Origin of the sequence: Clostridium sp. AM29-11AC (genome assembly GCF_003480545.1) — a bacterium.
GTDB lineage: Bacteria > Bacillota > Clostridia > Lachnospirales > Lachnospiraceae > Otoolea > Otoolea saccharolyticum_A.
In genome coordinates, this window is sequence record NZ_QUJI01000008.1 from 15,544 (window position 1) to 40,135 (window position 24,592).

Here is a 24,592-nt window from a genome sequence, read left to right on the forward strand (position 1 = left end):
CAACATTTTGGCAACGGAAAATCAGCAAGCCAGAATAATTGATGTAATTGAAGTAAAAAATGGTGTGTATTTGCATAAAAACTAAACAAATATAGTTAAGATTGGCAAGGAACACGCCGAGTTCGAGTAGCGGACAGAACCCTGGAAATGCTGATAAAATGGGCATTTCCGGGGTTGATTTATGTGTCTCTATGTGATAGTGTCAAGTTTTGGACCTGTTGACAAAATCCCCGAATACTCTATTCCCATGGCTTAATGGCAGCAAAAGAGGTGATGGAGCATAATGGGACGGAAAAGTGGACTCTACCCTTCCTCCACCATCTCCCCCGCCGCGATTCCCCCTCCCATTAAAATCAAAACCACTCCGGCCCCGGCCATACTCCACTGCAGTGGTATCCAGTCTGCCATCAGGCCGAAAATCGCCATGCCTGCAGGATAGCACACGGCATACATTGCGCCCATAAAGCCGAATACCCGCCCCTGCATGGAGCTTTCTGTATGTTCCTGAAGAGAAGTGGTGATGGTTGTCTGCACAGCCGTCAGCGCCACTCCGTAGACAGCCATTAAGACAAGGTACAGTGCGAAATCTTTTGCGGCGGCCATGCCCACTGACATTGCGCCGAATATTGCCATGGAGACAGCCAGGGTTTTTCTGCGCTTTTGAGAGCTGCCCCGGGCGCTCATCAAAAGTCCGCCTGCCATCATCCCGCCGAAGCCGCATAACTCAGTGGCCGTCAGATACCAGTAGGTATCGCCGTAGACTCTGCTTACGAGCAGTCCTGAGAGATAGCCTGCCGGGACGCATAAGAAGGTAAAGAGCCCATATATCATAAGGAATCCGCCGATGATTTTCTGTGAGAGGGCATACTGGATGCCGGCCTGGATATCAGAGAATGCGGAAGCAGGTATCACTTTTTTCTCCTGCCCCGGCAGCCCCACACAGGCAAACAGCCCGATGCCGATGCCTGCCGTAAAAATATCAATCAGCAGTATGGAACGCAGGGATCCCATGACAAGCACTGCGCCTGCCGCAGCAGGAGCGGAAAACTGCACGGCAGACTGCATGGAGGCATTGATGCCGTTGTACCGCATGAGATGCTCTTTTGGGACAAGCTGGGGGATGACTGCATTTACAGCAGGGGATTGGATGCCTGCCCCGATTGAGCGGAGAACGGACAGTACCAGCAGCAGGTGAAGCAGCATGCCGCTCTGAGAAATATGAGGAAGGAGGATGAACATTCCCAGGGTGACAGCTGCTGTTCCCCCGTCTGCGCAGATAATGAGCCTTTTTCGGCTGTACCGGTCTGCCCAGACACCTCCCCAGAAGGAGATGAAAAACTGGGGCAGATAGGAGCATACCGAAAAAGCTGCCACCCAGACTCCGCTTGCTGTGTGGAGCGTTACATACCAGACGACTGCCATCTGGACAATCTGCGAGCCAAGCAGAGTGACACTCTGACTGACAAGGAAAAGGATGGTCTTCCTTCTCCAGTTATTCTGAGCTTCAGGCATTGGCTGTTTCCTCCTGATCCTTATAGTTTTGCAAAAGTACCAGGCGCTGGGTCGGATAACCGTACTCTGTCAGCAGTTCTTTTTCCGAAAAGCCGAGACGCAGATACTCCTTCCGGTATCCTGTATCTGCCTTATCGCCCTCCCGGTATGTGGTCAGGCTGATTTCCTGTCCCTGAGGCAGCTCCTCGGAAAGCCTGCGAAGAAAAATCTGTTCCATGCCCAGACCGCGGTACTGGGGATGAATGGCCCAAAACTCAATCCTTCCGGTGTCAGCCGAAAATGCCATGATGCCGGCCGCCATATCTGCACGTTCCAGGATAAACGCCTGCCTCTCGGAAATATGGCGGTACAGGTTGTTAAGATATTCCCCTTCCCTCAGGCAGGGGTATCCGTCAACGGAAAGGCGGACCAGCTCCATCCAGCTGTCTATATCCGCTGATGCGGCAAACCGTATATCGTCTTTTGAAAAGTCCGTCTTGATTGGCCCTCCAGTCAAACGAAGTTCCAGCTGCAGTGGGTAAAATGCTCCGGCTGCTCTGTATTCGCCGGGCGTCATCTTATACATGGACTTAAAGCTGCCTGCAAATGCCTGCTGGCTTTCGTATCCGCTCATAAGGGCGATCTCAATCACCGGTTTTTTGGAAAACGCCAGAAGCCTTGCCGCCTCTGTCAGCTGCCGTCTCCGGACGTAATCATGGATAGTCAGTCCGGCTGTCTTCGCAAAGCTCCGGTGAAGATGGTATTTGGAGCAGTGCAGGGCTGACGCAACTGTCTGAAGATCCAGCCGGCTGTCCAGATTTTCTTCAATATAGAAGAGTGCCTCAGAGACAATGGGTACTGTCTGTCTGTGCATTTCGCTTCCTCCTTTCTGCTGCAATCCATTGATGGCTGTTCTTCCTGACAGCCGGTAAGGGATGTTCCATCCCGCTGCCAGATGCCAGAGAGGAATTATAACACAGAGAGAGGGGGATGTTTTCATCATTCTTGCTGTCTTTTCTGCAGATACTCCGGGAAGAAATTCCCTGACTCCTTTTGAAAAATGTCCAGGGCATGGCTTGTGACACCGGACAAGTCTTCACGCTCGCAGGTGGCAAAGTGATAGCTTAAGAATAACTGAAACATCTCCTCGTCCATCCTGTCAATGGCCTCCCGCATGAACAGAGCACAGCCGTCTGATGCCACATAGTGAAGCCTGGTTACAGGGAATACGGACATCAGATCATCGATATCCTCTTTCCGGACAAGCTCAAATATATCCTTTGGCTCTGACTTGGCTGCAAAGGTTTCCGGATCCAGCAGTCCGTTTTTTACATACTCCGCCACATGGATGTTCTGACGGTGAAATCCCTCGTCCAGCAGGCACCCGTCAGAAATCACATATGCGGCAAAAATGATGCCGCCTGTTTTTGTGACGCGAAGTGCCTCCCTCACAGCCTGCCGCTTGTCCTCTATGCTGTACAGATGGTAAAGAGGGCCCAATAACAGGGTGATATCATATTGGCCGTCAGGGAACATTGATAAATCCAAGGCATTGCCCTGGGTAATGGATACGTTCTCATCAGGCGTTATATGGCTGCGGAATATTTTTATATTATGGTCGACTAATTCCACCGCATCAACCCGGTATCCCCGGTGTGCCAGCGCATGGGAATACCGTCCTGTTCCTGCACCGATTTCAAGAATACGGTCACCGGGTTTGATGTACTTTTCGATATAGCGCATCGTCGTGAGGAATTCAACCGTGCCGTGTCTGAGCAAAAGCCGGCGTTCCTCATCATAGCGGCTATAAAAATCTGTTAAATACTCAGCTGTTTTGGCTGCTTTCATAAGACACCTCCGTTTGAACTGAAAAACAGCAGCTGTCAGCAGACTTTCTCTGCATGTTCCTGATTGATTAATGCGGATAAGAAACGCTGCACCATATCTTCGATTTTATCTCGTTGGAGAGCCAGCTTTCCGGATGCAGTCAGGACAGCGATGCCGTGGCTGTAAAGAAACAGGTCCAGGAAAATTCTTTTAGCCGTTTCTAAATCCACTCCAATCATTTCGGAGAAGGTCTCAGCCTTCTGTTCATTGCCAATCTCTGTATAGAAATCATTTGCATCCCTCATATCTAAGTCTATATCTGTCACAAACAGGAGCTTGAACAGAAAGGTTTCTTCACTGGCAAATGCAATATAAGAAAGCGGGAGAGATAAGCAGGGATTTCCATCGGCAGTCTGGCTGTAATGTTCTGCATACCGACTGTAAAAGTCAAAAGCATAATCTAAAAATTCTTTTTTCAGTTCTTCCATATTTTCATAGCAGGTAAAAATAGGGCGTGTTGAGCACTGCAGTTCATGGGCGATACTTCTGGCATTTACTGCTTCAAAACCCGTCCTGCGTGTAATGTTTAAAACAGCTTTCAAAATCATTTCTCTTGTAATTTTTGGCTTCGGCGGCAAAACACAGTTCCTCCAGTCTTTTTATGCAACTGATGTAATACGACAAAAGTGATAAAATTAATACAACGAATGTAACATAACATATGTAACATAACTGATACAATACAACAAATGTAATATAATATATGAAGGAAGTCAAGCACAAATCTGTAGATACCGGAGTTTTTTATATTGTGAAAAGCTGTGGACGGCTGCCGAAAAAATAAAAAGCCCATGAGCCGTGAGACGGACAGGCTCCTCCCGCAGCAGACAGATTTAACCATAAAACTGATAAATCTGATAAAACTGTCGCTGTAAGGAGGAGCCTGTCAGATTACTCACAAGTCATCGGCTATAGGTTAGTGTTTTACCGGGCCGCTTCTCTCATTTCCTTTTGCTCAAACCGGTTCAGGATGAAGAATGCCAGAATCGCTGCCAGCAGAGAAGTTGCCGGGACATTGAGCCACAGTCCGTTCAGGCCCATAGGCCAAAGTACTGCGATAATCAGCAGAGGGAAGACCACTGCCGTGCAGACGGAGATGATCATAGCGGGAACAGGCTTTTCCACTGCGGACATATAACTCTGGGTGGCAAAGGAAAACCAGCGGATTAAATAGGCTGAACTGAAAAGCTTCAGCGCGGGAACCGCCATGTCGAGCAGCGCCTGGTCGGCGTTCTGGGTAAACAGGCTGGCAATGGGAAGCGGGAAGCAGAAGATGACCACGGCGGAAGCGATGGAAAGGATGGCTCCGGCCGTAAAACAGCGCTTCTCAATATCTTTTACCCGCTTGAGAGCTCCGGCTCCCCAGTTATATCCCACAGCAGGCTGCAGGGAATCGCACATACCGTAAAGGAGAGGCTGCACGAAGCCGTCGGCAAACATGAGGATACCGTAGACGGAAACCGCCGTCGCGCCGCCCACACGCAGAAGAATCATATTCATAATGATGGAAGTGATTCTTCCTGCCACGTTATTTAAAAAGTTGGGGCTGCCGCAGGTGACGATGGTTTTTATCATAGTTCGGTTCAGTCTGGGGCGGACAAATCTCAGCTGCATTTTTCTGCCAAAAAACGGGTACAGCGCAGCCAAAGCGCACAGGAACATACTGGTACAGGTGGCCAGAGCTGCAGCCCAGATTCCGAAGCGGAACACAAACAGGAAAATAAATTCCAGCACGGCGCTCAGAACGGACATGACAATATTCAGGGCCATGCTGCTGCGGACCCTGCCGCAGATTTTTTAGTAGTTATCCATGGCAAAGACGATGGTGGTAACGGGGGAGCACAGGCAGTATACACGAAGATACTGAACGGCCAGCCTGGCCAGCTCTCCCTCAGCGCCCATGAGGCCGATTAACGCGGGAGCGGCCAGGAAGATGGCCAGTCCCAGAATCAGACCGGTAATGACAATCATCAGGCAGGCGCTGGTAAAAATATTGTTGGCCTCCGCTTCCTTCTTTTCACCGAGGCGGACGGAAATGGGAACGGCGGATCCCACGCCGATCAGGTCAGCCAGGGAAAAGTTGATAATGACTAAAGGCATGGCCAGGTTCAGGGCAGCAAACGCATTCCCCGACAGAATCCGTCCCACCAGCACGCCGTCGATGGTCTGATAGAGGGCCGAAGCCAGCATGCCGATGGAACCGGGAATAGCCGCCGTAAAAAACAGCTTTGTGGGCGGCGTTTTTGAGAACAGCTCCTTATAATTCATAAAATGATAACCTCCAAATTCATAAACCGGCGCTTACCGGAAAAATTCAGCCAAAAGAGCGCAGGCACGCTCCATGGATATTTGGGCAGTATTGATGCAGAGATCATAAGACCGCTTGTCTCCCCAGACCTTTCCTGTGTAGAGACCGTAATATTCAGAACGGCTTTTATCGATCCTTCGGATATTGGAAAGTATTTCACGGTCCGTCATCTGTTCGTCAGAGGCTGACCTCTGGCGGCAGCGCGTGAGCTTTGCCTCCATATCTGCGTAGACGAAGACACGGAGAGGATTCATTTCCTGAAGGATGTCGTCTGCACAGCGCCCTACGATCACACAGTCAGATTTCTGAGCCATTTCCCGGATAATGGAGGACTGTTCCCGGAAGATGGAAAGGTTTAAATCCCATGGGGAGTTCTGCATATAGTGAAAGCTCCTTCCGATATGGAACGGGAAGGAAAACACAGGTTTTTTCTCGGACATTTTCCGTATATACTGTTCTGAAAGCTCTGTTCGTTTGGAAATTTCTGTAATGATTTCCTGGTCATAATAGGCGATGCCAAGTTTTTGAGACAGCCTAAGACCCAGTTCCCGTCCGCCGCTTCCAAATTCCCGTCCGATGGTAATAATTCTGTTCATTGAAAATCTCCTTTCTGGCTGGTTTAAGCCGATAAATCAAAAAAAGCTGGATAAGAACAGACATTTCAGTCCGTGCCTTATCCAGCTTATCATTTCTGACGAATGATAGACCCTCCGCGCAAGCCCTTTTATTATATAGGATACATCTGATTTGTCAAGAAATTTTCAGTTAAAATTTGCGGCGGCAATAGGAGCGGAAGCAGTAAGGGCAGAGCCGGCGGAAAGGCCGGACTATCCGAATCTGCCATCCCATCTCTTCCCTCCTGAAAAGCCTGAGGAGAAAAGGGTATCTGACTATGAAGTTTTCTGCCGGGAATGAGAGGAAGAAGATTATCCTGGCAGATAAGGCTTCCAAGATGCAGAAGGGTCAGCAGGCTCCGCTGTGCTGTGGGACCGCCTCCGGTGCAATGGGAGAAACAAAATCGCAGAGGTAAAAAATAGAAAAGCTCTTCAAAAGTTATATTGACAGCTCGTATTTTTGATGATATGTTTTATTTGTCGAAAAGAAGGGAGGAAAATGATGGAACGGAAAGGAAGGGCTGCTGCCGCGGCTTTTTTTATTGTTCTGGTGCTTATTTTTCTCCCTATTTGTCTGCACGCAGAGCAGCTGGAACAGAATATTTGGCTATGCGGCCAGCCAGGGCTCTGGAATCAGACCGTCCTCTGGAATCAGAAGGAAGGCGCAGGCCAGATGGAACCGGGCTGGGTGCGTGGAGATATGAGTGATAATGAAAGCGCAGGGGATGCTGAAGGAGCTTGGAAAAGCCGGCCGGCTGTATATCATAGCGGACTTTCAGCTGTGAGAATGCCGCCGTGTCTTAGTATTCTGATAGGGATTGCCGCAGCATTTGCACTGGCAGCGTATGGGACAGGATGGACCGCCCCGTGTCTTCCGCCTGCACTGCCCCGCAGAAAGCGTTTTTTGTGTGAGCTTTCGGTTTTGCTTGAAGCTGACGGAAAGAAATGACAAGATACGCGCCGGCCGCTTTTGTTTTATAGGCTGCATGCCGGCATTCTATAAAAATAAGAGCAGTCACAGACAAAAAATGTACCAAATAAATACTGTACATTTCAGAAAGGAGCTTTTATGGAGGTATCATTTTCATACTTCTGGCAGGATATGGCAGGAAATCCCATTCTCTGCATTATGGTTCTCTTCACGCTGGGGGTTATTTTTGTAAACGGCTGGACAGATGCGCCGAATGCGATTGCCACCTGCGTGACAACTCGCTGCCTCAGCGTGCGGGGAGCTATTTTGATGAGCGCTGCGTTTAACTTTTTAGGAGTTTTTATCATGACGCAGCTGAACAGCGCTGTTGCGTCGACCATCAGCAATATGGTGGACTTCGGAAATAATACACATTATGCGATGATTGCCCTGTGCGCTGCGCTGCTGTCGATTGTAGTTTACAGCGTGACGGCATCCTTCTTTGGAATCCCCACCAGTGAGAGCCACAGCCTGATTGCAGGACTTTCCGGTGCGGCTATTGCGCTGCAGCATGGAACTGCCGGAATTAACGGATCCGAGTGGATTAAGGTTATCTATGGACTGGTTCTCAGCCTGGCCCTTGGCTTTTTTACCGGATGGCTGATCTGTAAAATAATTACGATTCTCTGCCGGGAGCTTGACAGGAGAAAGGCTAACCGCTTTTTCCGTGTGGCCCAGATTATCGGAGCCGCAGCTATGAGTTTTATGCACGGCGCTCAGGACGGACAGAAATTTATCGGCGTTTTGTTTCTGGGAATTGCCTTTTCAAATGGACAGAGCTCTGTGAGCGGCATGGAAATTCCCGTCTGGCTCATGCTTCTGTGCAGCATTGTCATGGGACTTGGAACCAGCGTGGGAGGAGAGAAGATTATCAAGTCAGTGGGAATGGATATGGTTAAACTGGAACGGTATCAGGGCTTCTCGGCAGATCTGGCCGGAGCTATGTGCCTTCTCTTTTCCAGCCTGTTCGGTATTCCCGTGTCCACAACCCATACAAAGACCAGTGCGATTATGGGTGTAGGAGCTGTGAAGAGGATTTCAGCCATCAACTTTGGAATCGTAAAGGACATGATGCTGACATGGATTTTTACGTTTCCGGGCTGCGGCCTGATCAGCTTTGTGATGGCTAAGATTTTTATGTACGTGTTTGGATAGAGTGAGGAAGTGAAGGTTAGATAACAGGGAGGTACCAGGATGTCAAAGAAACAGGATGCTTTTTATTTTGATAATTTTGTTGCATGTGCGGATTATTCTGTCAAGGCGGCACGTCTTCTGAAGGAGATTCTTTCCGATTACAGGCCGGATGAGATTTCCGGGCGTCTGGATGAGATGCATGAGCTGGAACACCAGGCTGACGGTCAGAGGCACAAAATAACTGATAAGCTGGCTAAGGCTTTTATAACCCCCATTGAGAGAGAGGATATTGCCGCATTGAGCCAGTTGATCGACGAGGTTACAGACAAGGTAGAAGAGGTTTTAATCCGCATTTATATCAATAATGTGCAGACAATCCGTCCCGAGGCCCTGCCTCTGGTGGATGTGATGAGCCGCTGCTGTGAAGGAGTCTACAATCTTCTGAAGGAATTCGCCGACTTCAAGCATTCATCGAAGCTGAAGCAGGAGATTATAAATATCAACTCTCTGGAGGAGGAGGCCGATTCCCTCTATATTTCCAGCATGAGAAAGCTCCACACAGAGGAAACGGATGTGCGCCAGATTATTGCCTGGAGAGAAATATACGATTATCTGGAAAAATGCGCCGATACCTGTGAGCATGTGGCTGACACAGTGGGCAGCGTGGTTATGAAGAATTCATAGAAGAGCGCAGAAGGCAGAGAGACGTGCGAAGAATGCAGTGATTTTTGTAAAGCTATTTTGGACTGGCCGCCGGGCCAGTCCTTTTTGTTTATATAACAGGAAACTGAAAAAAGTTCCGCCGTTTTTGTTCCGCAGACAGCGGTGGAACAAAACAGGCGGAACTTCTGCAAGTCTTCTTTTATGCCAGCTTCTCTCCGGTCAGCATCTCATAGCTCTGGAGGTATTTGTCAATGGTTTTCTGAACTACATCCTCGGGAAGAGTCCAGTTATTTCCGGGATTCGCCTTGAGCCAGTCGCGGGCGAACTGTTTATCAAAGGAAGGCTGTCCATGTCCCGGCTCATATCCGTCAGCAGGCCAGAAGCGGGAGCTGTCCGGTGTGAGCATCTCGTCGCCCAGAACGATGGTTCCGTTCTCGTCGAGACCGAATTCAAACTTGGTATCAGCGATAATGATTCCGCGGCTTAACGCATAGTCAGCACATTTCTTATAGAGGGCAATGGTGTAATCGCGCAGCTTGGCGGCGTACTCCTCACCCTTTCCCGGGAAGTACTTCTCCAGATGGGCAATACTCTGCTCATAGGAGATGTTCTCATCGTGATCTCCGATCTCAGCCTTGGTGGAAGGGGTGTAAATCGGCTCCGGCAGCTTGTCAGACTCCTTTAAGCCCTCCGGCAGGCGGATTCCGCATACGGTGCCGTCCTTCTGATAGCTGGCCCAGCCGCTTCCGGTAATATATCCGCGGACAATGCACTCGATGGGGAGCATGTTGAGCTTTCTGCACATCATGCTGTTTCCGTCAAACTGGGGCTGCTGGAAAAATTCCGGCATGTCCTTCACATCAGCGGAGATCATGTGGTTTGGAAGGATGTCCTTTGTCATATCAAACCAGAACTTGGACATCTGAGTCAGTACAGTTCCTTTTTTTGTCACAACATTATTCAGAATTACATCGAAACAGCTGATTCGGTCAGTGGCAACCATAATTAAGCTGTCGCCGTTGTCATAAATCTCGCGGACTTTTCCCTCTTTGATCGGTTTCATTTCCATACCTCACTATCTTTTATTTAATAAGTATTATATATAATAGATAAGCAGACTTTCGGAGAAAAAGCAATACCTTTTTGCGATTTTCTGGATATTTTTTTGAAACACAGGGAAAAACAGGGGAAAAATGGAGGAAAAGGGAAGAAATCTAATATACTTATATAATTTATACTTATAAATTGAGACTGGCTGGAATATTCCAGAATCTTTCTTCCTCCTGCCTGCCGGAGGGCTCTTTCGTTTTGATTCCCCGGCCTTCCCAGCCAAAACCAGTCAAAAGAGAAGGTCTCTCCCTTTCGGCAAAGCCGCTGAGACGCCTTCTCTTTTTCTGCTGCACCTTCCGCTGTGCTATTTCTCTTCGCACACCTGGAAAATATAAAATTTCAGATAATAGGACTCGTCTGCCGCCCAGAGAATGGGATGATCGGCAGCCTGCGTCCGGTACTCCACCTGTCTGAGCCGTTTGTGGACATTTCCTGCGGCCTCGCGGATGGTTTTGGTGAACAGCTCCGGAGTCATAAAGTGGGAGCAGGAGCAGGTAGCCAGATAGCCGCCGTCTTTTACGAGCTTCATGCCCCGCAGATTAATTTCACGGTAGCCCTTGACTGCATTTTTCACAGAGCTTCTGGATTTGGTGAAGGCCGGAGGATCCAGGATGACTACATCGAACTTCTCACCCTTTTTCTCAAGCTCCGGAAGCAGTTCAAATACGTCGGCGCAGACAAAGGAAACACGGTCAGAGACCTGGTTCAGTCTGGCATTCTCCCGGGCCTGACTGACGCCAAGCTCCGAGGCATCCACGCCCAATACCTCTGAGGCCCCGGAAACGGCGGCGTTGAGGGCAAAGGAGCCGGTGTGGGTGAAGCAGTCCAGCACGCGCTTTCCTCTGCACAGCTTCTGAATGGCCAGGCGGTTATATTTCTGATCCAGGAAGAACCCTGTTTTCTGTCCGTCCTTTACATCCACCAGATAGCGGACGCCGTTTTCCACGATCTCCACCTTGGTGTCAAACTCCTCTCCGATGAAGCCCTTTGTGCGCTCCATTCCCTCCTGGAGGCGCACCTTGGCGTCGCTTCTCTCGTAGACGCCGCGGATACGGATTCCATCCTCTGCCAGGATACGTTTCAGAATTTCCACGATCAGGGGCTTCAGCCGGTCAATTCCAAGGGCCAGGGACTCTACCACCAGCACATCTGAAAATTTGTCGATGACAATACCCGGCAGGAAGTCCGCCTCTCCAAAGATAATGCGGCAGCTGGAGGTGTCAACGGTGGCCTTCCTGTACTCCCAGGCATTTCTCACGCGCATCTCAAGAAACGCCTCATCGATGACGGCATCCTTTCTGCGGGACAGCATTCTCACCGTAATTTTCGAGCGCGTGTTGATAAAGCCGTATCCCAGGCAGTAGCCGTCAAAATCCAGCACAGTGACAATATCCCCGTTTTCAAACTCACCCTCGATCCGGTCAATCTCATTGTCGTAGATCCAGGCTCCGCCCGCCTTCAGGGCGCGGGCCTCTCCCTTTTTAATATGTACAACTGCGTTTGTGTTCATGATTTTCTCCTTTTCTTCTGCCTGTCCATTTTACCGGAAGCTCCGTTTTGCAGCATCAGAATAATATTTCCCAACTGCCCGGTCACAGAGCGGCAGTTTCCGTTCAGAACAAGTATATCAGATTCAGCGGCAGCAGAAAACACAATTTCTCTATAATTTTTTCACAGTTCTATCACAAATCCCTGTTAAACTATCGCTGTAAGATAAAAAAGAAGAAAACAGAATCCAGAGAGGAGTGTTTTTTTATGTATAATGAATGGGAAAAAAACCAGAAAAATATAAATTCAGAAAATGATGTGGACATGATAGAGGGGTCCTATGTAGACAGCACCCATTATGAGAGAACCCAGGAGAACCGGCAGGCGGACAGAAACAGAGAGGCAGGACAGGAGAGAGAAAGTCAGGCCGGCAGCCGAAGCCAGTCAGGGACAAGGCAGATGTACGGAAGGATCAGCAGCCAGGACAGCGGCCGTCAGAGCTACGGCTCCTATGAGTACGCAAGTCAGGAGAACCAGAGAAACACGGAAAATACCGCCCATATGGACAGCCGGGGGAATGAACCGGAGAGGCGCAGAAGAAAGAAAGGGAAATTAGCCAAAACAGCGGCCGGGGTGGCTGCGGCAGGAATCCTGTTCGGCTGTGTGGCAGGAGGCACCATGGCCGGAATCAATTATCTGGCCGTAAAGCTTGGAGGACAGCCGGAGCTTTCGGCAGAGGCGGGAACACAGGAAAGCACAGAGATCCAGACCCAGGCAGCCGAGACATCAGGTACAGTGGTGCAGGCCAGCACGGGAAATGATGTGTCTGCCATTGTGGAGAAGGCTATGCCGTCCGTTGTGGCCATTAATAATAAGACCCTCTACACCACCCAGGACTGGTTCTTCGGAACGCAGCAGTATGAGGTTCCAAGCGCAGGTTCCGGAATTATCGTGGGACAGAGCGACACAGAGCTTCTCATCGCCACCAACAGCCACGTGATTGAAAATGCAGAGGAGATGAATGTGGTATTTATCGACGGCAGCTCTGCGCCGGCGGCGCTCAAGGGAACTGACACTGAGGCGGATCTGGCTGTAATCGCCGTTCAGCTCAAGGATATCCCTGAATCCTCCCTCTCACAGATTAAGGTGGCAACTCTGGGGGATTCGGACAGTCTGAAGCTGGGAAATGGAGTCATTGCCATAGGAAATGCTCTGGGCGAGGGACAGTCTGTTACGGTCGGATATATCAGTGCGCTTAACAAGGAAGTGGATATTGAGGGCGTGACGAAGAACCTGATTCAGGTAGATGCGGCAATTAACCCGGGAAACAGCGGCGGAGCCCTTCTCGATATGAATGGAAATGTCATCGGAATCAACGAGGCCAAATTAGCCAGCACAGAGATTGAGGGCGTAGGCTATGCAATCCCGATCTCCTACGCAAAGGATATTATCGATGATCTGATGACCAAGACAACGAAGGTGGCTGTGGACGAAGATGAGCAGGGTTATCTGGGCGTTCAGATTCAGAATATCAACAGCCAGATGGCCGAGGCCTACGGAATGCCCGAGGGAATCTACGTCTACAAGATTGTGGAAGGCCAGGCAGCCGACAACTCCGACCTGAGAGAGCGCGACATTATCACGGCAGTCAACGGCGAGACCGTGAAGACGGCAGAGGATCTGCAGAAGATGCTCACCTATTATAAAGGAGGAGAGACCGTGACCCTGACTGTACAGTCTCTGGACAATGGCTCCTATGTGGAGAGACAGGTTCAGGTGACATTAGGCTACAGAAAGGACATGGCTGACAGCGCGCAGGATCAGGGCCAGGGGAACTGACAGAGCGAGAAGATGAACAGGAGCAGAAGGAAAACAGGAGCCTTTGAAAGAGGGCTCCTGCTTTCTTATTCAATAGGAAATTTCATTTCCTGTTGAATAAGAAACGCTCAGCGGGGATCGCACTGGGTTGGAAAAGAAAATGCCGCTTCTGCGGCCCGCCGCAGGCGGAGAACCCTGCTTCGCAGGATTCTTTATTATTGATTACCCTGTTAAAATATAGTATGATGGTTTTGCGCAGTCCGGAGGGTGCTCTGCAGGATTTCAGGCCTCACGGCGGCCGGAGAGGGGGCAGGACAGCGCGTTGCAGAAAACCAGCCAGAGAAGAGGAGAATATGTTGGACGACAGAGAAAAAGATAAAACAGAAAATGTTTCAATAGAAGATTTAATAGAAGATTCAATAGAAGATTCAATAGAAGAAAATGAGAGGGCAGAGGACAGCCAGACGGCAGCTCCTGCGAAGCCGGACAGGAAGGACAGCTCTGATGATGAGTATGAGAAGATCTGCTATGTGTGCCGCAGGCCGGAGAGCAAGGCCGGCCCTATGATCACCATGCCTGGGGGAATGAATTTCTGCCATGACTGTATGCAGAAGGCCTTCGACACAGTGACAAACAGCGGCCTGGACCTGAGCAAGCTGCAGAATATGCCCTACATGAATCTGAATCTGAGCGATTTTTCAAACCTGCAGAATCTGAATACAGAGATTCCGAAAAAGAACAAGGTGAAGAAAAAGAGTCAGGACAAAAAAGGAGGGAAGAAGGAATTTTCCATCAGGGATATTCCGGCGCCCCATATCATCAAGTCAAAGCTTGACCAGTATGTGGTCGGCCAGGAGCAGGCCAAAAAGGTGATCGCAGTGGCTGTTTACAATCATTACAAGAGAGCCTTCTGCCAGACAGCAGAGGGGGAGGACGGTGTGCAGGATGAGGTTCAGATTGAGAAATCCAATATCCTGATGATCGGTCCGACGGGAAGCGGAAAGACCTATCTGGTCAAAACCCTGGCAAAGCTTCTCGACGTGCCCTTAGCCATAGCCGACGCCACGACTCTGACAGAGGCCGGCTACATCGGAGATGACATAGAGAGTGTGATTTCCAAGCTTCTGGCAGCGGCTGACAATGATGTGGAGAGAGCGGAAAAAGGGATTATCTTTATCGATGAGATCGACAAGATTGCCAAGAAGAAAAATACCACAAGCCGCGATGTCAGCGGTGAATCCGTGCAGCAGGAGCTCTTAAAGCTTCTGGAGGGCAGCCAGGTGGAGGTTCCGGTGGGCTCCAACCAGAAGAATGCCCTGACCCCCATGACAACTGTGGACACCAACAATATTCTTTTTATCTGCGGCGGAGCCTTCCCGGATTTAGAGAATATTGTGAAGGAAAGGCTAAATAAGTCCAGCACCATGGGCTTTGGCGCCCAGCTCAAGGGCAAATATGACGACGACCCGAATCTGCTTGGCCATGCCACCACGGAGGATCTGAGAAAATTCGGAATGATCCCGGAGTTTCTCGGAAGGCTTCCCATCACCGTGACCCTTCAGGCCCTCACAAAGGACCTGATGGTGCGCATTCTCACAGAGCCGAAGAATGCCATCTTAAAGCAGTATGAAAAGCTCCTGGCCATGGATGAGGTAAGGCTTGTGTTTGAGGAGGACGCCCTCTCCTGGATTGCCGAGGAGGCCATCAGGAAGGAGACGGGGGCGAGGGCTCTTCGGGCCATTATTGAGGAGTTCATGCAGGACATTATGTACGAGATACCCAAAGATCCCAATATCGGCTCCGTGGTGATCACCCGGGCTTATCTGGAGAAGAACGGCGGGCCGATGATTGAGATGAGAGGGTAAGAGGACGGGACTACGGGAGCCTTTTTTGAAACAGCCCGGGCTGTGCCGTCTGAAAAAGAAGGAGGATGGAAAGGATTTCCGTATCCGTCAGCGTCATATAGAGCCGGCAGTGATAAGAGAAGTAACGGAAAAGCAGCATAAGAATCCCATATAAGACGCAGCCGGCCAAAACGGCGAGGACAATCCTTTTCCAGGAAGCGTTGGGATTCCTCATAATAAGGTACAAGAAGGATAAAATAAAAATACATTTAAAAAACAACTCCACAGCGGCGGCAAGCTTCACCGCTCCGTCAGCAGAAAAATCCGCCCAGTAATCTTCGGAAAACGAGCGGAAGGACGGATCGAGGACATAAACATTATAATTGCATATAAGCTCATATAGAAAGAAGAGCTGAAACAGCAGTATCATTGCTGGCAGGATATTTTTTCTGATTTTTGTCATGGATGCCACCTCCGGAAAAAGTAAGTTTTTTAAGACTGTATGAAATTATAGTTACTATATCATTGCCGTTTCCAAATTACAAACGGATTTTTCCCGGACGGCCAAAGACTCTACTCCCTCATCCGCAGAAAAGCATTATAGAGATTCAGCGTCCCATATCCCCACTCCCTGTTGGGATAGGTGAATACAGGATTTCTTTCTGCGCCGCGGATCAGGAAGGTCTTGGCGATGGAGGTATTCATATAGGAAAAAGAGCCGTTTCGGAAAGCCCAGGACAGAAGGTTTGCGGCTGCTCCGGCTGCATGGGCGGCCGCCGCAGAGGTGCCGGTTATGCGGATAGGGGAAAGCCCGGAGCTGGAAGGAATCTCCACGTCCACACCGGGGGCTGCCAGATCCGGTTTGACTCTCCCAAGCCTGGTATAGCCGCGGCTGGAGTGAATGTAGATTCCGCCGCTGCGGTGGTTGTAAGCGCCTACGGTGATGGGAAGGGAGGCGTTGCCCGGCTCGGTGATGACTGTGTCCGGGTGAGGGCGCAGAAAGAAGGTGTCCTCTGACAGAAAGCCGTGGGCGGGAAGCCAGAGATGGTAGGCTCCCTTCAGGTACAGGGAATTATAGACCCGCAGTCTCCAGATCCCCGGAGTGGGGCGGACGAAGCGCATGACAATGAGCTGGCTTCCTGTCTCAAATTCCGCCACCTGGTAATTCAGATAGATAACCGTGTCCTCCAGGAGAAAGGTGATCCTCTGCTCCATGGGAGAGTTGTTTGGAATCCGTCCGATGAGCTCTCCGGTGGGGGAGAGGAACCCGACGGAGAAGAGTTCCGGCTCCTGGGTCCACATTTCCATGGTAAAGCCCTCCTCGCCGGAGGCTATCCGCAGCTCCACATCTTCAAATTCTTCATCTGCCTCCACTGTCCCGAAGTAGTGGTGGCTGTAGCCGGTCTCATTTCCGGCGGCGATGACGGTGACGACGCCGGGAAAGGCGCTGACGGTGTCAAGATATCTGGCAAGAGGCGAGGTCCCCTCATGGCTTCCCATGTTTGTTCCAAGACTTATGAGAATGGTCAGGGGCAGCCGGTGCCGTCTGGCCACCAGAAGAAGGTATTTTATGCCCATCATAATGTCATTTTCCTGATAGGCTTCAGAGGAGGAGGGGATGAGGTAATAATCCCTGAGATACTGTTTGGCCTGCTTCAGCTTCACAACGGCAAGAAAGGCCTCAGGAGCAGCTCCGGTGAAGGAAGCAGAGTCGGTCTCGTTTCCTGCTGCAATTCCCGCCAGCAGGGTTCCGTGCCCGCTTTCATCCCGGGAGGGGACGACGGAAAAGGGATCTTCTGCTTCCAGAGCCCGATTGATCTCCTCCCGGGTATATTCCCTGCCGTAGGGAATATCCTCGAGAATATTTCCCATCATAATTCCAGGTCCCTCCTCCGTCTGATCCCAGAGCCCCAGGATTCTTGTGGAGCGGTCAGAGCCGAGGAAGATAGGATTTTTGTAATCAATTCCGGTGTCCACAATACCGATGAGCGTCCCGCGTCCCCGAAGGGCCAGGGAGGGCTGGGCAAAAGCTGTCAGGATGCCGGAGCTTTCCATGCTGGACGTGTCAAGAAGCGTGTAGAGTTTGGGAATGGATGGATAGGAAAAACGGTTCAGCGTCAGCGGCAGAGTTTCCGCAAGAGGCATATGGTAGACGGCATACTGACTGCTGATAACAGAAAAACAGCTCTCCGCTGTCTGTCCCTGAGAAAATCCGGGGGCAGACGAATTGAAGGTCAGTGCAGTCTGAGAAAAGGAAAAATAGCGTATAATAAAATCAGAGTAATCCTGTGAGAGATCTGGCTGAATGCAGGGCATGGAGGACTCCGGCAGTTTTTGCTTTAATATATGCAGGAAAAGATGGGAATATTAATAGGAGAAGTTCCGGAAAGAGAGCAGAAAATGGCCGGCGGAGCTTTACCGGCCAGCAAAAACATGGTAGGATGGAGACAGAAAGAATGGAGCCAGAAAAGCCAGCCGGAGGGTTCACAGTCCTCTGACATAGCTGAAACTGGAAAATTTCGGGAGAGGGAAAGAGAGGAATTGTATGGGGATTTTAGGACTTGCGGCAGCTCTGTTTGGGCTTGACCAGTATCTGAAGCAGAAGATAGAAAACCAGAGCCCGGACAGCTTTCCGAGGATGATGGAGGGCACGGGAGGGATGATTAGGCTTTACAGAAACCACAACAGCGGGTTCTGTTTTGAGTTTCTCAGGCAGAAGCCGGAGCTGGTGCGCATGCTTCCCGTCTGCTTTACCAGCGCGGCGGCCGGGGTTCTCTGCTTTCTCATGACAAAGAAGGGACACAGGGCAGAAAAAGCGGGCTATGCTCTGATTGTCTCGGGCGCGCTCAGCAATCTCTGCGACAGGCTTAAGAGAGGATATGTGGTGGATTACTTCAGCTTTCAGCCGGGATTTCTGAAGAAGATAGTGTTCAATATCGGTGATCTGTGCATCGCGGCAGGGGCAGTGATCCTGGCAGCCAGAAGCCTGCTGGGAAAAGAAGACTAGAACTGCCTCAGAGTTTTTGTCTTCCGTCTCCGGGTTTCGCTCAGATGGGCAGCAGGTTCCGGGGGGGGGGGGGGGGGGGATCCTGGAGAGAATGGAAAACCTGCCGCAGAAGGCGAACCTCCCCACAAAACAAGGATTGACAGAAAAAGGGGATTCGTGTAAAATTACCAGTAAAAACAGTCTGGCCCGGGGATACGCCCCAGGCAGCAAAAAGAAAGTAGAGGTTGATTTTTTTGGAGTCGAGTGACGCCATACAATTATTGGTAATTCTTATTTTAGTTGCCCTCTCTGCATTTTTCTCATCGTCAGAAACGGCTCTTACCACTGTAAACAAAATCCGGATGAGGACGCTTGCGGATGCCGGAGATACGCGGGCCGCCATGGTTCTCAAGGTTACGGGAAATCCTGGTAAGATGCTGAGTGCGATTCTGATTGGAAACAATATCGTAAACATGTATGCTTCTTCCCTTACAACCCTTTTGTCCTCCAAGCTGTTCGGCAATGAGGCGGTCGGTGCTGCCACAGGTGTGATCACGTTCCTGATTCTTATTTTCGGCGAGATTACCCCTAAGACGTCAGCGACGATTTCCTCCGAGCGAATGTCGCTGCGATGCGCGGGGGTGATTTTTGTTCTGATGACTGTTCTGACTCCTGTGATTTTCGTGATCAATAAGGTATCCATGCTGGTACTGCAGCTGCTCGGGGTGGATCCGAACAAGAAGTCAGAGTCCATCACAGAGGATGAGCTGCGCACCATCGTGGAAGTGAGCCATGAGGAGGGAGTTATTAAAACGGAAGAGAAAAAGATGATCAACAATGTGTTTGACTTCGGCGATTCCGTGGCAAAGGATGTTATGGTTCCCCGCATCGACATGGCCTTTGTGGACGTAAATGCAACCTACAGTGAGCTGATTGAGATATTCCGGGAGGAGAAGTACACCAGGTTCCCGGTCTATGAGGACACGACGGACAATGTCATTGGCATTTTAAATATCAAGGACATTCTGCTGGCAGGGGAGAAGGAGGGATTTTCCGTCCGCGATTACCTGAGAGCGCCGTACTACACCTATGAGTTCAAGAAGGTTTCCGAGCTCATGGTGGAGATGAAGAAGGCGAATGTCAATATCATCATTGTTCTCGACGAGTATGGGGCGACAGCAGGACTTATCACGCTGGAGGACATGCTGGAGGAGATCGTGGGAGAAATCCGCGACGAGTACGATGAAGACGAGGAAAACGAGCTGGTGGAGGTTGCACCGAACGAGTACGTGGTGGAGGGTTCCATGAAGCTCGACGACCTGAATGATCGGCTGGAGCTTAAGCTGGAATCAGAGGACTATGACTCCCTGGGGGGCCTTGTCATCGGCCTTCTCGACCACCTTCCCGAGGAGGGGGAGGATGTGGTTTTTGACAATGTCCGTCTGGTGGTAGACCGGGTGGAAAAAAACCGGATTGACCGAATCCATATGTACATTCTGAACCCGGTTCAGGCTGTATCTGCCCGCCTCAAGGAAGAGGAGGAAAAGCGGGAAGATAAGAAAAAAGAAGAGAAAAAAGAACGCTCATAAAAATCCGGAATCCAGACAGCCAAAAGGCAGAGCTGGAAGCCGGAATAAAAAAGACGATCGGAGAAGGGGAGACGCCTGCCGGAGTGCGGGCGTTTCCCCTTCTCTTCGTGATGCAGCTGATACAGATACAGATGTCCTGGAGAAAGCAGAAAATGGCCGGGAGAGAGAATCAGCTGAGCATCCCTCCCAGAGTTCCGCTGCCTGCGCACATGAGAAACACCGTCATAAGCTCCTTTGTGTCAGAGCCCAGAGTACGGTTCATGGCAAAGGAAACGGCCAGAAGGATCAGAAAGTAGAGGGCCCCGGAGAGAAGTCCCCAGACAAAGCGCCTCTGGCGGATGGCCTTTCCGGCCAGAATGCCGCCGATCAGGCAGGCGATAATGTAAATCACATTGATGCCCAGGCTGATCTGAGCCTCCTGAAGGCGGAACCGGTAGAGCAGAAAAGCCAGAACAGCCAGAAATATGGCAGTAAGCAGGTAGGAAGCCAGAAGCGATCGGAGCATGGCCTGCAGTTTTGATTTTCCCATAAAAACCCCTCATTTTGATTTGATCTGTTTCATGTATATTCCGGCTTCGCGAAAAGTATGCGGACAGGTAGCATCTGCCGGCTTTTTCCGGTGCCGCTGCATCTGCGCTTGTGCTTGCGCTGAGGGAAAACATGTGATATAATCTCTACGAAATTATATGGAAATCCATGATAGGAGGGCATACAGCATGAAGCACGTTAAGACTTTAAGCACAAACACATTAAAGAATACAATGAAAAAGGGCGGCTGCGGCGAATGTCAGACATCCTGCCAGTCCGCATGCAAGACTTCCTGTACAGTAGGAAACCAGAGCTGCGAGAACAAGGATCGCTAGTTTAAGGAAACAGTGCCTGAATGTCAGGCAGTCATAAGGCAGCTTGATGCCCCTGCAATTTTCACCGGTTGCAGGGGCTCTAGTTTGTCCGCACGGGGGTGTGCCCCGGGGGACAGAAATGTTAAACGATTAGACAAGGAGAAAATCTGTGATTCATCAGTATATTAATAACGGTTACTATATCGTAATGGATGTGAACAGCGGCTCTGTCCATGTGGTCGATCCGCTGCTCTATGATATGATCGCACTTCTTTCTGAAACGATCGATAACCTGACCGAGCCTCAGAAAATCCCGGAGGAGGCAAAGCAGGAGATCTGCAGAAAATTAGAGGGAAAATACCGGCAGGAGGAGATGGAGGAGGCATTTTCCGACATTCAGGAGCTGATCGACCAGGAGCAGCTCTTCACTGCCGACATCTATAAGGACTATGTAATTGATTTCAAAAAGAGAAAGACCGTGGTAAAGGCCCTGTGCCTGCATATTGCCCATGACTGCAATCTGGCCTGCCGGTACTGCTTTGCCGAGGAGGGAGAGTACCACGGCAGAAGAGCCCTTATGACCTACGAGGTGGGAAAGAAAGCCTTAGACTTCCTGGTGGCAAACTCCGGCAACCGGATTAACCTGGAGGTAGATTTCTTCGGCGGAGAGCCGCTGATGAACTGGGACGTGGTAAAGCAGCTGGTGGCCTACGGCCGTTCCCTGGAGAAACCCCACAACAAGAAATTCCGTTTCACTCTCACCACCAACGGAGTTCTGTTAAACGACGAGATCATGGAGTTCTGCAATAAGGAAATGAGCAACGTGGTTTTAAGCCTCGACGGCCGCAAGGAAGTCAATGACAGAATGCGCCCCTTCCGAAACGGAAAGGGAAGCTATGATCTGATCGTCCCGAAATTCCAGAAATTTGCGAAGCTGCGCGTAGACAGGGATTACTTTGTGCGCGGAACCTTCACGAGAAACAATCTGGATTTTGCAGACGATGTGCTGCACTTTGCCGATCTGGGCTTTGAGAAAATGTCCATTGAGCCGGTTGTGGCTGCCCCTGAGGAGCCCTACTCCATCCACGAGGAGGATCTCCCAAAGATCATGGAGGAGTACGACAAGCTGGCTAAGGAATATGTAAAGCGCCATAAGGAGGGAAGGGGTTTTACCTTCTTCCACTTTATGCTGGATTTAAACCAGGGACCGTGCGTGGCGAAACGCCTGTCCGGCTGCGGTTCAGGAACTGAATACCTGGCTGTCACCCCATGGGGCGATCTCTATCCGTGCCACCAGTTCGTGGGAATTGACAAGTTCCTTCTGGGAAATGTAGACGAGGGCATCACACACCCGGAAATCTGCAATGAGTTCAAGCTCTGCAATGTCTATGCCAAGGACAAGTGCAGGGACTGCTTTGCCAGATTCTACTGCAGCGGCGGCTGCGCAGCCAACTCCTACAACTTCCACGGCTCTATCACAGACGCTTATGATATCGGATGCGAGATGCAGAAGAAGCGTATTGAGTGTTCTATCATGATAAAAGCGGCGCTGGCCGATGAAAATGAAGTAAAGGAGAATTGCAATGAAGAACAGTAAAGGAAGAGGTCTTTTGAGGCTGGCACTCCTCCTGGTCCTTGTGGCTCTGGCCGGATTTTTCGGCTACGGCTATATGGATGACATCAAGCTGGGCCTTGACCTGGCGGGAGGCGTGAGCATTACCTACCAGGCAAAAGACGAGAATCCTTCTGCGGAGGATATGAAAGATACGATCTACAAACTCCAGCAGAGGGTGCAGAATTACAGCACAGAGGCGGAGGTTTACCAGGAGGGAAACGACCGCATTAACATCGACATTCCAGGCGTTTCCGATGCGAATGCAATCCTGGCGGAGCTTGGAAAGCCGGGATCCCTGGTATTTATGGATTCTGAGGGAACGACTATCCTCACCGGAGATCAGGTGTCGGCTGCCCAGGCCGGCATGATAGACGGCACCACAGGAAAGGAGTATGTGGTATCACTTACCTTCACAGAGGAGGGAACAAAGGCCTTTGCCGATGCCACAACCAACAATGTGGGACAGCCAATCTACATTATCTACGACAATGAAGTAGTTTCCGCTCCGATTGTGCAGGAGGCCATCACAGGAGGCCAGTGCACGATCGACGGAATCGGAAGCTTTGAGGAGGCGGAGAACCTGGCGTCTACTATCCGTATCGGTTCTCTGTCCCTGGAGCTTGAAGAGCTCCGCTCCAATGTAGTCGGCGCGAAGCTGGGACAGCAGGCCATCACCACAAGCCTGAAGGCAGGAGTGGTGGGCTTTGCCATTGTGGCTGTGTTTATGATTGCGGTCTATCTGATTCCGGGACTTGCATCTGTGATTGCCCTCTGCCTCTATGTGGGGCTGATTCTCATTCTCCTGGTGTCCTTCAATGTAACTCTGACCCTGCCGGGTGTAGCGGGAATTATTCTCTCTATCGGTATGGCTGTGGATGCCAATGTTATCATCTTTACGCGAATCAAGGAGGAGATCGGAGCAGGAAAAGCGGTTAAGACAGCGATTCAGAACGGTTTCCAGAAAGCTCTCTCCGCCATCGTGGACGGAAACGTGACAACGCTGATCGCGGCTGCTGTCCTGTTCTGGAGAGGCTCAGGCACAGTAAAGGGGTTTGCGTCCACGCTGGCCATCGGTATAATCCTGTCCATGTTTACAGCCCTGTTTGTGACAAGATTTGCCCTGAATGCCCTGTTTGAAATGGGAATTCAGAATCCGAAATTCTATGGAATCAAAAGGGAGAAGCCGGCAAAACCCTTCCTCAAATACAGGAAGCTCTGCTTCGCCCTGTCATCAGCAGTTATTGTGGCCGGTTTTGTGTTTATGGGGCTCAATAAATCTGCCACAGGAGATTTATTCAACTACAGCATGGAGTTTCAGGGAGGAACCTCCACAAACGTCACCTTTAACGAGAATCTGTCCCAGGAACGCATTGAGTCTGAGGTTGTGCCGCTGGTGGAGGACATCACCGGTGATGCCGATGTGCAGACGCAGAAGGTGACCGGAACGAACGAGGTGATCATTAAGACGAGAACTCTGAACATGGAAGAGCGCGAGGAGTTTGAGAAGGTTATGCAGGATAACTTCGGTGTGGAGGAAGGAAAGATCACTGCTGAAAGTATTTCAGGCGCTGTGAGCCAGGAGATGAAGCAGGATGCCATCGTGGCAGTTGTCATTGCAACAGTCTGCATGTTAATCTACATCTGGTTCCGGTTCAAGAACATCCGTTTTGCTGCCAGCTCCGTTCTGGCTCTGGTGCATGACGTGCTGGTTGTGATTGCCTGCTATGCGGCGTTCAAATGGCCTGTAGGATCCACCTTTATCGCCTGCATCCTCACCATTGTGGGATATTCCATCAATGCGACAATCGTTATCTTCGACCGTGTCAGAGAAAATCTGAAGGAGAGGAAACACGATCAGAGCATGGAGGAGATCCTGAATCAGAGCATTACTCAGACCTTTACGCGAAGTGTCAATACGTCTCTGACAACCTTTGTGATGGTTCTGATACTCTATATCATGGGCGTTTCCTCTATCCGTGAGTTTGCCCTTCCGCTGATGGTCGGCATTGTCTGCGGAACCTACTCCTCAGTCTGCCTGGCAGGCTCCCTGTGGTTTGAGATGAACCGCAGAAGGGAAAAAGCACTTGCAGCCGCTAAGGAGGAGGCAAGGGCCAGAGAGAAGGAAGCCAAGGAAAAAAAGAAAAATAAAAAGAAACAGTAAATAAAAGAGATAAAAAAAGAAAACAAAAAGAGAAGCAGCGAAGGGGAGCGCAGATCAGCCTGCCGGGCGAAA

Annotated in this window: 20 protein-coding genes; 9 read left to right on the forward strand and 11 right to left on the reverse strand. The window is 50.4% G+C overall.

Annotated features, from left to right (window positions below; all coding sequences use genetic code 11):
* Positions 1-303: 303 nt before the first annotated feature.
* From DW757_RS07790 to DW757_RS07815, 7 genes are all read right to left on the reverse strand, one after another.
* Positions 304-1,512: an MFS transporter gene (locus tag DW757_RS07790; RefSeq protein ID WP_118751426.1), complete on the reverse strand. Its 1,209-nt coding sequence runs from the start codon at positions 1,510-1,512 to the stop codon at positions 304-306.
* Entirely contained in the window at positions 1,505-2,494 is a 990-nt protein-coding gene (locus tag DW757_RS07795) for an AraC family transcriptional regulator (protein ID WP_118751427.1), read from the reverse strand. Before DW757_RS07795 ends, DW757_RS07790 begins: the two co-directional genes overlap by 8 nt.
* A complete protein-coding gene (locus DW757_RS07800) occupies positions 2,491-3,339 on the reverse strand; it encodes a class I SAM-dependent methyltransferase (RefSeq protein WP_118751428.1) in 849 nt (282 codons plus the stop codon). Before DW757_RS07800 ends, DW757_RS07795 begins: the two co-directional genes overlap by 4 nt.
* 35 nt (positions 3,340-3,374) lie before the next feature.
* On the reverse strand, positions 3,375-3,926 hold the full coding sequence (locus tag DW757_RS07805; RefSeq protein WP_118751470.1) for a TetR/AcrR family transcriptional regulator: 552 nt from the start codon (positions 3,924-3,926) through the stop codon (positions 3,375-3,377).
* A gap of 376 nt (positions 3,927-4,302) precedes the next feature.
* The gene (locus DW757_RS17650; RefSeq protein WP_243033514.1) at positions 4,303-5,148 is read right to left on the reverse strand and encodes an MATE family efflux transporter; all 846 of its coding nucleotides are present in this window, start codon (positions 5,146-5,148) and stop codon (positions 4,303-4,305) included.
* Between the two features lie 27 nt (positions 5,149-5,175).
* Entirely contained in the window at positions 5,176-5,646 is a 471-nt protein-coding gene (locus DW757_RS17655; protein WP_243033516.1) for an MATE family efflux transporter, read from the reverse strand.
* 33 nt (positions 5,647-5,679) lie between these two features.
* Complete coding sequence (locus DW757_RS07815) at positions 5,680-6,282, reverse strand: cytidylate kinase-like family protein (RefSeq protein WP_118751429.1); 603 nt, start codon at positions 6,280-6,282, stop codon at positions 5,680-5,682.
* A gap of 1,087 nt (positions 6,283-7,369) precedes the next feature.
* On the opposite strand from DW757_RS07815, the gene DW757_RS07825 reads away from it, so the two are divergent.
* Complete coding sequence (locus DW757_RS07825) at positions 7,370-8,425, forward strand: inorganic phosphate transporter (RefSeq protein WP_008395575.1); 1,056 nt, start codon at positions 7,370-7,372, stop codon at positions 8,423-8,425.
* Positions 8,426-8,464: 39 nt separating this feature from the next.
* Positions 8,465-9,088: a DUF47 family protein gene (locus tag DW757_RS07830; protein WP_008395574.1), complete on the forward strand. Its 624-nt coding sequence runs from the start codon at positions 8,465-8,467 to the stop codon at positions 9,086-9,088.
* Between the two features lie 178 nt (positions 9,089-9,266).
* Here the strand turns inward: DW757_RS07830 and DW757_RS07835 are convergent, their stop codons facing one another.
* Together DW757_RS07835 and DW757_RS07845 are read right to left on the reverse strand one after the other, a co-directional pair.
* The gene (locus tag DW757_RS07835) at positions 9,267-10,136 is read right to left on the reverse strand and encodes a phosphoribosylaminoimidazolesuccinocarboxamide synthase (RefSeq protein ID WP_008395572.1); all 870 of its coding nucleotides are present in this window, start codon (positions 10,134-10,136) and stop codon (positions 9,267-9,269) included.
* Positions 10,137-10,481: 345 nt separating this feature from the next.
* Positions 10,482-11,687, reverse strand: coding sequence for a class I SAM-dependent rRNA methyltransferase (locus tag DW757_RS07845; protein WP_008395570.1), 1,206 nt, complete (start codon positions 11,685-11,687; stop codon positions 10,482-10,484).
* A gap of 245 nt (positions 11,688-11,932) precedes the next feature.
* Here DW757_RS07845 and DW757_RS07850 point away from each other — a divergent pair, with 245 nt between their 5' ends.
* Both DW757_RS07850 and clpX read left to right on the forward strand, forming a co-directional pair.
* Complete coding sequence (locus DW757_RS07850) at positions 11,933-13,504, forward strand: trypsin-like peptidase domain-containing protein (protein WP_243033518.1); 1,572 nt, start codon at positions 11,933-11,935, stop codon at positions 13,502-13,504.
* A gap of 332 nt (positions 13,505-13,836) precedes the next feature.
* Positions 13,837-15,348: an ATP-dependent Clp protease ATP-binding subunit ClpX gene (clpX, locus tag DW757_RS07855; RefSeq protein WP_118751471.1), complete on the forward strand. Its 1,512-nt coding sequence runs from the start codon at positions 13,837-13,839 to the stop codon at positions 15,346-15,348.
* Between the two features lie 552 nt (positions 15,349-15,900).
* On the opposite strand, the gene DW757_RS07865 is transcribed toward clpX, so the two are convergent.
* Positions 15,901-17,643 carry a S8 family peptidase gene (locus tag DW757_RS07865; protein ID WP_118751433.1) on the reverse strand — a complete coding sequence of 581 codons (1,743 nt, stop codon included), beginning with the start codon at positions 17,641-17,643 and terminating at the stop codon, positions 15,901-15,903.
* 229 nt (positions 17,644-17,872) lie between these two features.
* Here DW757_RS07865 and DW757_RS07875 point away from each other — a divergent pair, with 229 nt between their 5' ends.
* Together DW757_RS07875 and DW757_RS07880 are read left to right on the forward strand one after the other, a co-directional pair.
* A complete protein-coding gene (locus DW757_RS07875; RefSeq protein WP_118751435.1) occupies positions 17,873-18,334 on the forward strand; it encodes a signal peptidase II in 462 nt (153 codons plus the stop codon).
* Between the two features lie 233 nt (positions 18,335-18,567).
* Positions 18,568-19,902, forward strand: coding sequence for a hemolysin family protein (locus tag DW757_RS07880; RefSeq protein ID WP_044930539.1), 1,335 nt, complete (start codon positions 18,568-18,570; stop codon positions 19,900-19,902).
* A 169-nt stretch (positions 19,903-20,071) separates the two neighbouring features.
* On the opposite strand, the gene DW757_RS07885 is transcribed toward DW757_RS07880, so the two are convergent.
* Positions 20,072-20,431, reverse strand: coding sequence for a TIGR04086 family membrane protein (locus DW757_RS07885; protein WP_015544033.1), 360 nt, complete (start codon positions 20,429-20,431; stop codon positions 20,072-20,074).
* A gap of 187 nt (positions 20,432-20,618) precedes the next feature.
* Here DW757_RS07885 and scfA point away from each other — a divergent pair, with 187 nt between their 5' ends.
* The 3 genes from scfA to secD all read left to right on the forward strand — a co-directional run bounded on the left by scfA (position 20,619) and on the right by secD (position 24,520).
* The gene (gene scfA, locus DW757_RS07890; RefSeq protein ID WP_008395558.1) at positions 20,619-20,765 is read left to right on the forward strand and encodes a six-cysteine ranthipeptide SCIFF; all 147 of its coding nucleotides are present in this window, start codon (positions 20,619-20,621) and stop codon (positions 20,763-20,765) included.
* 148 nt (positions 20,766-20,913) lie between these two features.
* Positions 20,914-22,341, forward strand: a complete 1,428-nt coding sequence (gene scfB / locus DW757_RS07895; protein WP_118751436.1) for a thioether cross-link-forming SCIFF peptide maturase — start codon at positions 20,914-20,916, stop codon at positions 22,339-22,341.
* A complete protein-coding gene (secD, locus tag DW757_RS07900; protein ID WP_118751437.1) occupies positions 22,328-24,520 on the forward strand; it encodes a protein translocase subunit SecD in 2,193 nt (730 codons plus the stop codon). The genes scfB and secD overlap by 14 nt, the downstream gene beginning before the upstream one ends.
* Positions 24,521-24,592: the final 72 nt, after the last annotated feature.